The organism is Kitasatospora putterlickiae, from assembly GCF_039527695.1.
Lineage (GTDB): Bacteria > Actinomycetota > Actinomycetes > Streptomycetales > Streptomycetaceae > Kitasatospora > Kitasatospora putterlickiae.
Genome location: NZ_BAAAKJ010000403.1, coordinates 1 through 10,719, shown reverse-complemented (window position 1 = coordinate 10,719; position 10,719 = coordinate 1). Strand labels below are relative to the sequence as shown.

Annotated in this window: 11 protein-coding genes and 1 tRNA gene; 9 read left to right on the top strand and 3 right to left on the bottom strand. The window is 72.9% G+C overall.

From position 1 onward, the window contains the following. Positions 1–593: LuxR C-terminal-related transcriptional regulator (locus tag ABD308_RS34370; RefSeq protein ID WP_344343756.1), on the top strand; the 593-nt coding region annotated here is incomplete at its 5' end. Between the two features lie 88 nt (positions 594–681). Then, complete coding sequence (locus tag ABD308_RS34365) at positions 682–2,313, top strand: polysaccharide biosynthesis protein (RefSeq protein ID WP_344343754.1); 1,632 nt, start codon at positions 682–684, stop codon at positions 2,311–2,313. Between the two features lie 8 nt (positions 2,314–2,321). Here the strand turns inward: ABD308_RS34365 and ABD308_RS34360 are convergent, their stop codons facing one another. The 3 genes from ABD308_RS34360 to ABD308_RS34350 form a co-directional block, all read right to left on the bottom strand. Then, positions 2,322–2,816: a MarR family winged helix-turn-helix transcriptional regulator gene (locus ABD308_RS34360; RefSeq protein WP_344343752.1), complete on the bottom strand. Its 495-nt coding sequence runs from the start codon at positions 2,814–2,816 to the stop codon at positions 2,322–2,324. 110 nt (positions 2,817–2,926) lie between these two features. Continuing rightward, positions 2,927–3,529 carry a TetR family transcriptional regulator gene (locus ABD308_RS34355; protein ID WP_344343750.1) on the bottom strand — a complete coding sequence of 201 codons (603 nt, stop codon included), beginning with the start codon at positions 3,527–3,529 and terminating at the stop codon, positions 2,927–2,929. A 173-nt stretch (positions 3,530–3,702) separates the two neighbouring features. Next, complete coding sequence (locus tag ABD308_RS34350) at positions 3,703–4,728, bottom strand: acyl-CoA desaturase (RefSeq protein WP_344343748.1); 1,026 nt, start codon at positions 4,726–4,728, stop codon at positions 3,703–3,705. A gap of 244 nt (positions 4,729–4,972) precedes the next feature. Between ABD308_RS34350 and ABD308_RS34345 the strand changes: the two genes are divergently transcribed. From ABD308_RS34345 to ABD308_RS34315, 7 genes are all read left to right on the top strand, one after another. Then, positions 4,973–5,046, top strand: a tRNA-Gln gene (locus tag ABD308_RS34345). 172 nt (positions 5,047–5,218) lie between these two features. Next, positions 5,219–6,688, top strand: a complete 1,470-nt coding sequence (gene glmU, locus ABD308_RS34340) for a bifunctional UDP-N-acetylglucosamine diphosphorylase/glucosamine-1-phosphate N-acetyltransferase GlmU (protein ID WP_344343746.1) — start codon at positions 5,219–5,221, stop codon at positions 6,686–6,688. A gap of 202 nt (positions 6,689–6,890) precedes the next feature. Next, complete coding sequence (locus tag ABD308_RS34335) at positions 6,891–7,868, top strand: ribose-phosphate diphosphokinase (protein ID WP_344343745.1); 978 nt, start codon at positions 6,891–6,893, stop codon at positions 7,866–7,868. Positions 7,869–8,156: 288 nt separating this feature from the next. Next, complete coding sequence (locus ABD308_RS34330; RefSeq protein WP_344343743.1) at positions 8,157–8,747, top strand: 50S ribosomal protein L25/general stress protein Ctc; 591 nt, start codon at positions 8,157–8,159, stop codon at positions 8,745–8,747. 108 nt (positions 8,748–8,855) lie between these two features. Next, on the top strand, positions 8,856–9,434 hold the full coding sequence (gene pth, locus ABD308_RS34325; protein ID WP_344343741.1) for an aminoacyl-tRNA hydrolase: 579 nt from the start codon (positions 8,856–8,858) through the stop codon (positions 9,432–9,434). Between the two features lie 247 nt (positions 9,435–9,681). Continuing rightward, entirely contained in the window at positions 9,682–9,954 is a 273-nt protein-coding gene (locus ABD308_RS34320; RefSeq protein WP_344343739.1) for a hypothetical protein, read from the top strand. A 111-nt stretch (positions 9,955–10,065) separates the two neighbouring features. Then, positions 10,066–10,602, top strand: coding sequence for a SigE family RNA polymerase sigma factor (locus ABD308_RS34315; RefSeq protein ID WP_344343737.1), 537 nt, complete (start codon positions 10,066–10,068; stop codon positions 10,600–10,602). The last annotated feature ends 117 nt before the right edge of the window (positions 10,603–10,719 follow it).

Genomic DNA, 10,719 nt, shown 5'->3' with positions numbered 1-10,719 from the left:
CGGCGACCCCGTCCGCCACCCAGGCGCCCCCGGCGGCCGCGTCGTCCACCGCCCCGGCACCCGACGGCATCACCCTGCTGGCCCGGGTCCGCCGCCACCACCCCGGTCTGCGGGCGATCGTCCTGGCCACCGCCGACGACCCGCAGCGGGCCGCCCGCGCCCTGCACGCCGGCGCCACCGGCTGGGTGGCCAAGGAGAGTTCGCTGGCCCGCCTGCTGGCGGTGATCCGGGGCGTGCTGCGGGACGAGACCCATCTGCCGCCCGCGCTGCTCACCGGCGTGATCCGCGAGCTCACCACGGCCCGCCGGGACCGCACCGAGAGCGAGCGGCTGGTCGACACGCTCACCCCGCGCGAGAAGCAGATCCTGCGCTGCATGGTCGCGGGCCTCGGCCGGCAGGCCGTCGCCGAGCGGCTCTACCTCTCCCCGCACACCGTCCGCACGCACATGCAGAACGTCCTCGGCAAGCTCGGGGTGCACTCCACCCTGGCCGCCGTCGCGGTGGCCCGCCGGGCGGGTGTCAGCCCGTCCGAGCTCGCGGCTCCCACCGTTCCGCCGTCCGTCGCCACGTCCACCTCGCCCGGCGCCGGCTGATCCGCCCGTCCGTCACACCCAGGTACCGGCCCGGGGCCGTCCCCGGCACCGGCTCAGGTCCGTCAGGTCAGGGAACTCCGGAGGACAGATGTCGCCGCACAGCACTTCCGCACGCCCGCACGCGACCCAGCAGGGCACGAACGAAGGCACGAACGAAGGTACGGACGAGGGCACGGGCGAGGGCGCGGACACACCGTCCGGCACGTCCGATCCGGCCTCCGGCGCCCCCGCCGCGCCGCCGACGGGACTGCGCACCCTGGTGGTCGGCGCCGGGGCGGCGGGCACCGCGCTGGTGCGCGACCTCGGCCGGGCCCCGGAGTTCGGCCTCGCCCCGATCGGCCTGCTCGACGACGACCCGGCCAAGGCGGGTCAGACGGTGGACACCGTCCCGGTGCTCGGCACGCTGGCCGAGCTGACCGCGCTGGCCGTCGAGCACCGGGCCCAGGTGGTCGCGCTGGCCATTCCCGGACTCGACCCGCGCCGGGTCCGCGAGCTGGCCACCGCCGCCGCGGCGGCCGGGGCCGCCGTCCGCTACCTGCCGTCCTTCCTCGCCGCGCTGCGCCGCGAGGTGGTCGGCTCCGACATGCGCAGCCTGGACGTCAACCGGTTGATCGGCCGGCACGAGGTGCACGTGGTCTCCGCCGACGTCCGGGACGTGATCGAGGGCCGGCGGGTGCTGGTGACCGGCGCCGGCGGCTCGATCGGCGGCGAACTCTGCCGCCAGGTGCACGCGTTCAACCCCAGCGCGCTCTACATGCTCGACCACGACGAGTCCAATCTGCACCGGCTGCAGCTGGACATCTGGGGCGAGGCGCTGCTCACCGACGAGTCGCTGGTGATCGCCGACATCCGGGACCGGCCGCGGATCCAGCAGATCTTCCGCGACCTCAAGCCCGAGGTGGTCTTCCACGCCGCCGCCCACAAGCACCTGCCGCTGCTGGAGCGCCACCCCAGCGAGGCGGTGAAGTCCAACGTCCTGGGCACCGACCACCTGGTGGAGGCGGCGCTGGCCACCGGTGTCGAGCGGTTCGTGCTGATCTCCACCGACAAGGCGGCCGACCCGACCTCGGTGCTCGGCGCGAGCAAGCGGCTGGCCGAGCTGATCGTCCAGGCGAACGCCCGGGACGCCCGCGACCTGGGCACCGGGGTGTTCTCCGCGGTGCGGTTCGGCAATGTGCTGGGCTCGCGCGGCTCGCTGCTCTCGGTGCTGGCCGAGCAGTTGCGCAGCGGCGGCCCGGTGACGATCACCCACCCCGACGTCACCCGGTTCTTCATGACCATCGAGGAGGCGGTCGGCCTGGTGCTGGAGTCCGGCCGGATGGCGCGCGGCGGCGAGGTGTTCGTGCTGGACATGGGCGAGCCGGTGCGGATCGTCGACCTGGTGCACAACTTCGCCGAGCAGGTGCAGCTGGCCAGGGACGAGGTGGAGATCCGCTACACCGGGCTGCGGGCCGGGGAGAAGCTCAACGAGGCGCTGTTCTCGGAGGGCGAGGAGCGGCTGCCGACAGGGCACGCGCGGATCTACGCCACCGTCGCGGACGCCGCGGCCGGGCCGGAGGACCTGGCCGGCGGGCTGACCGGGCTGTACCGGGCGGCGGCGGTGAACAGCGACGACGAGGTGCGCCGCCGGCTGGCCGAGCTGCTGCCGGGTTACCGGACGCCGGAGCCGGCCCCCGTCCCGGTGCCCGCGCTGAGCACGCCGTACCCGGACGGGTTCTGAGCCGGGTCCTACGGGATGTTGTCGAAGGGCGCGACCAGCTGCCGCAGCAGGCCGGCGAGCTCGCCCTGCTGGGCGGAGGTCAGCTGGGCGAGCAGCTCGCGCTCGTGCGCGAGCAGCCCGGCGAGCGCCTGGTCGGCGCGGTCGCGCCCGTCGTCGGTGAGCCGGACGAGGACGCCGCGCCGGTCGTCGGGGTCGGGCAGCCGCTTGACCAGGCCCTTGCCGGTGAGCCGGTCGATCCGGTTGGTCATGGTGCCGGAGGTGACCAGGGTCTGGGTGAGCAGCTGGCCGGGGGAGAGCTGGTACGGGGAGCCGGCCCGCCGCAGCGCGGTCAGCACGTCGAACTCCCAGGGCTCCAGGCCGTGCTCGGCGAAGGCGATCCGACGGGCGCGGTCGAGGTGCCGGGCGAGCCGGCTGACCCGGCTGAGCACTTCGAGCGGTTCCACGTCGAGGTCGGGGCGTTCTCTGCGCCACGCTGCGACCAGCCGATCGACCTCGTCCTCCATGGCGATCAGTGTATCGGGGGTTCTGTCGATGTGAAGTCTCTTGACGTCGAGAAGTCCAGGCGCGACGGAGACATGGACATCTTGACATCGAGATACCCCCGTGGCGGGCCTCAGGCCTTGCGCTCGCCGACCAGCTTGGGGTGGCGCTCCATCCCCTCCAGGCCGTGCCAGGCCAGGTTCACCAGGTGGGCGGCCACCTCGGCCTTCTCCGGCCTGCGCACCTCCAGCCACCACTGGCCGGTCAGCGCGACCATCCCCACCAGCATCTGCGAGTACATCGGGGCGAGGCGGGCGTCGAAGCCGCGGGCCTTGAACTCCAGGCCCAGGATGTCCTCCACCTGGGTCGCGATGTCGCTGATCAGCGAGGCGAAGGTGCCCGTCGACTGGGCCACCGGGGAGTCCCGGACCAGGATCCGGAAGCCGTCCGTGGAGGTGTCGATGTAGTCCATCAGCGCGAACGCCGCCTGCTCCAGCAGCTCGCGCGAGTGCCCCCCGGTCAGCGCCCCCGTCACCATGTCGAGCAGCAGCTGCATCTCGCGGTCGACCACCACCGCGTACAGCCCCTCCTTGCCGCCGAAGTGCTCGTACACCACCGGCTTGGACACCCCGGCGCGCTCGGCGATCTCCTCCACCGAGGTGCCGTCGTAGCCGCGCTCGGCGAACACCGTGCGGCCGATCTCCAGCAGCTGCTCCCGGCGCTGCTTGCCGGTCATCCGCACCCGGCCGCCCCGCCGGCGCGGCGTGGCCGCAGCGCCGTCCGGCCCGGCGGCGGCACGCGGACGGGCCTGCGCCGGACCGGGCGCGGCGTCCGTCCGCGTGCTCTGGTGGCCGCCTGTGCTGTCTGCGCTGCTCCCGTTCACCCCTACATCATGCTGCAGGTGCGCCCTCATGCGGCGCGGCGGGCGGCGATCCGTTGCGCGTCCGGCCAGCGGACGTCCCGCACCCAGCCCGCCAGCTCGAACCAGCGGATCAGCCGGGCCGAGGAGTCGAGCTGTCCGCGCAGGACGCCGTGCCGGGCCGAGGTGGGGTCGGCGTGGTGCAGGTTGTGCCAGGACTCGCCGCAGGAGAGCACGGCCAGCCACCAGACGTTGCCGGAGCGGTCCCGGGAGCGGAACGGCCGGCGGCCGACCGCGTGGCAGATCGAGTTGATCGACCAGGTGACGTGGTGCAGCAGCGCCACCCGGACCAGCGAGCCCCAGAAGAAGGCGGACAGCGCGCCCTGCCAGGAGAGCGTGACCAGTCCGCCGACCAGCGGCGGCAGCACCATCGACAGGGTGGTCCAGAGCCAGAACAGCCGGGAGATCCGCCTTATGGCCGGGTCGCGGACGAGGTCGGGCGCGTACTTGAGCTGCGGGGTCTGCTCCTCGTCGAAGAGCCAGCCCATGTGGGCCCACCAGAGGCCCTTGAGCAGCGCGGGGACGGTCTCGCCGTAGCGCCAGGGGGAGTGCGGGTCGCCGTCCTTGTCGCTGAACCGGTGGTGCTTGCGGTGGTCGGCCACCCAGCGCACCAGCGGGCCCTCGATCGCCAGCGAGCCGGCCACCGCGAGGGCGAGCCGCAGCGGGCGGTTGGCCTTGAAGGCGCCGTGGGTGAAGTAGCGGTGGTAGCCGATGGTGATGCCGTGGCAGGTGAGGAAGTACATGACGGTGGCGATCGCGACATCGGTCCAGCCGAGCCCCCATCCCCAGGCCACCGGGACGGCGGCGACCAGGGCGGCGAAGGGGACGGCGATGAACAGCGCGAGCGCGATCCGCTCGGCGGCGCCCTGCCGCTCCCCGCCGCGGGTGGCGGAGAAGGTGTGCGGCGCGGCGGCGGAGGGGTCGGCGGCGGAGGGGTCGGGGGCGTCGGGTCCGGGAGCGGAGGAGTCGAGGGGGCGCGCGGAATCGGCGTGCGCCTCGCCGGCCTGGATGGTCATGGGCGTCCCTTGAGGGGGGAGAGGACGGAGGCTACGTTGGCGTAACCTACGGAATCGTAGGTTGCGCTCCGCCACCGAGGGAATACGCGGCCGGGCGGCGCTTGAGTGAATTCACCCGACTGGATGGATGACATCCGGTTCGCGGGCGGGGCCCCGGCGGGCGGCCCGGAGGAGGTAGATGTGACGGCCCATACCCCGTAGTCTTGGCGGAGCGCGCCCCCGGGAACGGGGGCGGATGTGCCGGTCCCGGATCGTCTAAGGGCAGGACAGCTGGTTTTGGTCCAGCTTATGGGGGTTCGAATCCTCCTCCGGGAGCCATCTCCGGGCCGGTCGGCCCGGCCCGCCGAGCGGCGGCCGCGCGACGGTCCCAGGGGCCGGAGGAGCGGTCATACTCCGCGCACTATCCTCGAAGCGGCCAGGGCGCTGACGTGCGGGTCCCGTCGCTGGCCGCTCTGCCCTCCCCGTGTAACCGAATGAGGAGCCTCCCCCCGTGAGTGCCAATTCGCCTGCCGCCGTTGTCGTGCTCGCCGCCGGTGGCGGGACCAGGATGAAGTCGAACAGCCTCCCGAAGGTGCTGCACGAGGTGTGCGGACGGTCGCTGGTCGGCCACGCGGTGGCGGCGGCCGAGGAGTTGACGCCGGGCCAGCTGGTCGTGGTGATCGGGCACATGCGGGAGAAGGTGGCCGAGCACCTGGCGGCGCATCACCCGGGCGCCCGCGCCGTGGTCCAGGAGGAGCAGAACGGCACCGGGCACGCGGTGCGCACCGCGCTGGAGGCGCTGGCGGCCGACGGGATCGAGCTCGACGGCACGGTGATCGTCACCACCGGCGACGCGCCGCTGCTGACCGGCGGGACCCTGAGCGCGCTGGCCGCGGCGCACGCCGAGCAGGGCAACGGCGTCACCGTGCTGACCGCGGTGGTGCCGGACCCGTTCGGCTACGGGCGGATCTTGCGCGACGAGGCGGACGGCGCGGTCGCGGCGATCGTCGAGGAGAAGGACGCCTCGGACGTCCAGCGGGCGATCGGCGAGATCAACTCCGGCGTGTTCGCCTTCGACGCCAAGCTGCTGGTGGACGCGCTCGCCGAGGTCACCACGGACAACGCGCAGGGCGAGGAGTACCTGACCGACACCCTGGAGATCCTGCGCCGGGCCGGGCACCGGGTCGGCGCCGTGGTCGCCGCCGACTACCGGGACATCCTCGGCATCAACGACCGGGTGCAGCTCGCGCACGCCCGCCGGCTGCTGAACGACCGGCTGCTGGAGCGCGCGATGCGGGCCGGCGTGACCGTGGTGGACCCGGCGACCACCTGGTTCGACGTCCAGGTCTCCTACGAGCCGGACGCGGTGGTGCTGCCCAACACCCAGCTGCAGGGCTCCACCCACCTCGGCGAGGGCTGCGAGGTCGGCCCGAACTCGACGATCAAGGACACCCGGATCGGTGCCGGGGCGTGTGTGAGCAACACCACGGCGGACGGCGCGGAGGTCGGCGACCTCGCTACCGCCGGCCCCTACGCGTACCTGCGGCCGGGTGCCCGGCTGGCCCGCAAGGCCAAGGTCGGCACCTACGTCGAGGTGAAGAACTCGGAGCTGGGCGAGGGCGCCAAGGTCCCGCACCTCTCCTACATCGGCGACGCCACGATCGGCGAGGGCACCAACGTCGGCGCCGCCTCGGTCACCGTGAACTACGACGGCGTCAACAAGCACCGCACGGTGATCGGCGCGCACTGCCGTACCGGATCCGACAACATGTTCATCGCGCCCGTGACGGTGGGCGACGGCGCCTACACCGCCGCCGGCTCGGTGATCGCCAGCGACGTGCCGCCCGGCGCGCTCGGGGTCGCCCGGGCCCAGCAGCGGAACATCGCCGGCTGGGTGTCGCGCAAGCGCCAGGGGACCACGTCGGCGCAGGCCGCGGCGGCCGCGACGGAGCGCGACGGACAGGGCGCGACGGAGGCCTGAGCGGGCGGGCCGAGGTCCGGCGCGAGGTCCCGGGGCGGACGGTTCGCGAGCGGGCGCGTAACCTTGGGGTCATACGTGCGCCATTGGGCCTACCGCCCGTGTCCAGGCGTACCGACAATTCCCCGACCCCTCTCGCCGGCTGGCGGACGCCTGCCCGCGGTACGGACGGGGTCGGCGTCAGCAACGCGAGGAGACGGTGGCAGTGAGCGGGATCACGACGTCGGGCGAGAAGAAGCTGAAGCTCTTCTCCGGCCGTGCCCACCCGGAGCTGGCGAGGGAGGTGGCCGAGTCGCTGGGGACCGAACTGGTTCCGACCAAGGCCCTCGACTTCGCCAACGGTGAGATCTACGTCCGCTTCCTGGAGTCGGCCCGTGGCGCCGACTGCTTCGTGATGCAGAGCCACACGGCTCCCATCAACCAGTGGATCATGGAGCAGCTGATCATGATCGATGCTCTGAAGCGGGCCTCCGCCCGGAGCATCACCGCGATCCTGCCGTTCTACGGGTACGCCCGCCAGGACAAGAAGCACCTGGGCCGCGAGCCCATCTCCGCCCGCCTGGTCGCCGACCTGCTGCGCCAGGCGGGCGCCGACCGGCTGATGGCCGTGGACCTGCACACCGCGCAGATCCAGGGCTTCTTCGACGGCCCGGTGGACCACCTGTTCGCGCTGCCGCTGCTGGCCGACTACGTGGGCGAGCGGGTCGACCGCGACAAGCTCACCGTGGTCTCCCCGGACGCCGGCCGGGTCAAGGTGGCCGACCAGTGGTGCGACCGGCTGGACGCGCCGCTGGCGATCATCCACAAGCGCCGCGACATGACCCAGGCCAACACCATCCTGTCGGCCGACGTCGTCGGTGACGTCCAGGACCGGGTCTGCGTCCTGGTCGACGACATGATCGACACCGCCGGCACGATCTGCGCCGCCGCCGACGCGCTGTTCGACAACGGCGCCGCGGACGTCCTGGTGGCCGCCACCCACGGCGTGCTGTCCGGCCCGGCCGCGGACCGCCTGAAGAACTCCCGGGTGAGCGAGTTCGTGTTCACCAACACCCTGCCGACCCCGGCCTCGCTGCAGCTGGACAAGATCACCACGCTGTCGATCGCCCCGTCCATCGCCGCCGCGATCCGCGAGGTGTTCGAGGAGGGCTCGGTCACCAGCCTCTTCGAGGGCGTGCACTGATCCAAGCCCCGTGCGCGCGGCCCCGGTTCCCTGCGGACCGGGGCCGCCGCCGATTTCGCGAGAGGCCACCGCTCCGGTTAGACTCGTGAAACTGCTCGGCGAGGGATGCCGTGTGCCCGCACCGCGGGTGCCCGCACCGTGATCGACGCGCTGCCGGATCCGGAACCCCCGGGCTTCCGGCAGAGGTCGTTGCGCCGCCGAGTGACCCCCGATCGTTATGAGGGTGTGGTCCCGGCGGTTTTTCGCGTTGCCTGCACCCCCGCGCCAGCTTTCACGAGGAGTGCAGTCGTGTCCGAGATCCGCCTTGCCGCCGAGACCCGTACCGAGTTCGGCAAGGGTGCCGCCCGTCGCGCCCGCCGTGCCGGCCTCGTCCCCGGTGTCGTCTACGGCCACGGCCACGCGCCGGTTCACCTGAACCTGCCCGGCCACGACCTGATGATGGCCCTGAAGACCCCGAACGCCCTGCTGGTCGTGCCGATCGAGGGCAAGGACGAGTACGTGCTGCCGAAGGCCGTCCAGCGCGAGGCCATCAAGCGCACCATCGAGCACGTCGACCTGCTGCTGGTCAAGCGCGGCGAGAAGGTCACCGTCGAGGTTCCGGTCCACACCGAGGGCGAGCTGGCCCCGGGCGGCAACCTGCTGGAGCACGTCCTGCAGGCCCTGCCGATCGAGGCCGAGGCCACCCACCTGCCCGAGGCCGTCACCGTCTCGGTCGAGGGCCTGGAGGCCGGCGCCTCGATCCACGCCAAGGACATCGTTCTGCCGAACGGCGTCTCGCTGGCCGTCGAGGCCGACGCCGTCGTGCTGCAGGTCATCGCCGCCCAGGCCGCCCCGGCCGAGGACGAGGCCGCCGAGGCCGAGGCCGGCGCCGAGGCCTGAGCCCCTCGCGCAGTCTGAGACCGCTGCCCCGGTCGCTCCCGCTGGAGCGGCCGGGGCAGCGGCGTGTCCGGGATGATGGCGGTGAACATGACCACGAGGAGCGGTGGGATGACCGAGGAATACGACGGACCCTGGCTGGTGGCGGGGCTGGGCAATCCGGGGGACCAGTACGCCCGGAACCGGCACAACATCGGGTTCATGGTGGTGGAGCTGCTGGCCCAGCGGATGGGCGCGAAGTTCAAGGCCCACAAGAGCCGGGCCCAGGTCGCCGAGGGGCGACTGGCGGGGCGGCGCGTGGTACTGGCCAAGCCGATGACCTTCATGAACCTCTCCGGCGGGCCGGTCACCGCGCTGCGCGACTTCTACAAGGTGCCGGTCTCCGCGCTGGTGGCCGTCCACGACGAGCTGGACATCGACTACTCGGCCCTGCGGCTGAAGCTGGGCGGCGGCGACAACGGGCACAACGGGCTGAAGTCGATCACCAAGTCGCTCGGTCCGGAGTACCACCGGGTGCGCTGCGGGATCGGCCGCCCGCCGGGCCGCATGGAGGTCGCGGACTTCGTGCTGAAGGACTTCTCCGCCACCGAGCGCAAGGACCTGGAGTGGTTCGTGGACCGCTCGGCGGACGCGGTGGAGGCGCTGCTCTCCGAGGGCCTGGAGCGGGCCCAGTCGACGTACAACTCCTGACCCGCTCCGGACCCGTTCCTGACCTGCGGTCACGGATCCGGCCCCGGGGGAAGGGCGGTGGGCCGGTCGGGCAACAGTCGTACAACTCTTGAGGGAGCAAACCTGAATCCCTGTGAGAAATCTGTGCGGATCGGATAGCGTCAGGCCAGTACGCGAACGGGTTGGGGAGTTCTCGATGCGGAGTTTGCGGCCGGTCCGGCGCCTTCGGCGGATCCGGGTGGTTCGGCTGAGGAAGCTCGGACGGCGGGTGGGCACGGCGGGTGCGCTGGGCACCGCGGGGGCGCTCGGCGTCGCCGGGGTGCTGCTGGGCGGGGCCGGTGCGGCGCACGCCGACCCGATCGCGGAACCCGATCCGGGTGTGGTGTCCCCGGAGCCCGTCTCGGCGCAGCTCGGCCCGGTGCTCGGCGGCTCGGTCGGCGGTGACGCCGGCCTGCTGGCCGTCGCCGGAGGGCTGGTCGTGGCGGCCGGCGGCGCGGCCCTGTGGGTCAAGCGCCACCGGGCGGGCGAAGCGGGGGAGTGAGAGAGCGCTCGTGCCGGAGGGGCCGGGGACCGAACCGATCGGATCCCGGCCCCTCCGGTGTTTTTCGCCGGGTGTGTCATCCGCCCGCGTCCTCCCGGGCGTCTGGTGGGCATGAAGCGCGAATCGATGCGGTCGGGGGACCTCGCTGAGGACACCCGGCGGGACGACCCGTTCGACGAGTTCGTCGCGGCGCGGTACCAGGCCCTGCTCCGCAGCGCGTTCCTGATCACGGGGAACGTCCACGACGCCCGGGACCTGCTGCACGACGCGCTGTCCCGGGTGTACGTGCGGCGCGGGGCGATCCGGGACCCCGGCGCGGCCGAGGGCTACGTCCGCCGGACGATGGTCCGCACCCATGTGTCGCGGTGGCGGCGGACCCGCCGGGAGGTGCTGACGCCGCTGCTGCCGGAGTCCCCGGTGGCCGCGGCCGATCCCCGGGACGAGGAACTGGAAAGGGTGCTCCGGTCACTGCCGCCCCGTCAGCGGACGGCGGTGGTGCTCCGGTACTACGCCGACCTGTCGGTGGCCCAGGTGGCCGAGGAACTCGGCTGCTCCCTGGCGACGGCCAAGACCCATCTGGCGCGTGCGATGAGGACGCTTCGGCAGGAGCTGGGACCGGTGAAGGAGATGGTGGGCCATGACGGCTGAGGACGGCGGAACGGACCGGTTCGAGGAGGACCTGATCGTCCGCCTGGAGGCGCGGGCGCGGGCGGTCGGCGGCGGCCAGCCGGCGGCCGGTGTGAGAGAGGCGGGGCGGCGGCGGGG

Excerpts from the sequence above, each read along its gene's own strand:
- ABD308_RS34355 (WP_344343750.1), bottom strand. The coding sequence starts at position 3,529 with ATGACCGGCAAGCAGCGCCGGGAGCAGCTGCTGGAGATCGGCCGCACG.
- ABD308_RS34365 (WP_344343754.1), top strand. The coding sequence starts at position 682 with ATGTCGCCGCACAGCACTTCCGCACGCCCGCACGCGACCCAGCAGGGC.
- ABD308_RS34315 (WP_344343737.1), top strand. The coding sequence starts at position 10,066 with ATGAAGCGCGAATCGATGCGGTCGGGGGACCTCGCTGAGGACACCCGG.
- pth (WP_344343741.1), top strand. The coding sequence starts at position 8,856 with ATGACCGAGGAATACGACGGACCCTGGCTGGTGGCGGGGCTGGGCAAT.
- ABD308_RS34360 (WP_344343752.1), bottom strand. The coding sequence starts at position 2,816 with ATGGAGGACGAGGTCGATCGGCTGGTCGCAGCGTGGCGCAGAGAACGC.
- ABD308_RS34350 (WP_344343748.1), bottom strand. The coding sequence starts at position 4,728 with ATGACCATCCAGGCCGGCGAGGCGCACGCCGATTCCGCGCGCCCCCTC.